The 461-nt window shown below is 65.7% G+C and carries 1 protein-coding gene; it reads right to left on the reverse strand.

The window, feature by feature from the left end; all coding sequences use genetic code 11:
• On the reverse strand, positions 1–461 hold a 461-nt coding region (locus I6F21_RS37755; RefSeq protein WP_225184389.1), incomplete at both ends, for an ATP-binding cassette domain-containing protein.

Genomic DNA, 461 nt, shown 5'->3' on the forward strand with positions numbered 1-461 from the left:
ATGCAGGCCGGTGGTCGGCTCGTCGAGGATATACAGCGTGTCGGAGCGCTGCGCGCGTTGCAGTTCGGTGGCGAGTTTGATGCGCTGGGCTTCGCCGCCGGACAGTTCGGTGGCCGGCTGGCCGAGCCGCAGATAGCCCAGGCCGATGTCGCGCAGCACGTTCAACGCGCGCATCACGCTGGCTTCGTCGGCGAAGAAGTCGCAGGCGGCGTCGACGGTCAGGCGGAGCACCTCGGCGATGTTTTTATCGCGCCACGTGACTTCCAGCGTCTGCGCGTTGTAGCGCGTGCCGTGACATGTCGAGCAGGGCGCGTAGACGCTCGGTAGAAATAGCAGTTCGACGCTGACAAAGCCTTCGCCTTCACAAGTCGGGCAACGGCCTTGCGCCACGTTGAACGAAAAGCGGCCCGCGCTGTAGCGGCGCTTGCGGGCGAGCGGCGTGTCGGCGAACAGCTTGCGCA

The sequence above is a fragment of the Bradyrhizobium sp. NBAIM03 genome (assembly GCF_020194055.1).
GTDB classification, from domain to species: domain Bacteria; phylum Pseudomonadota; class Alphaproteobacteria; order Rhizobiales; family Xanthobacteraceae; genus Bradyrhizobium; species Bradyrhizobium yuanmingense.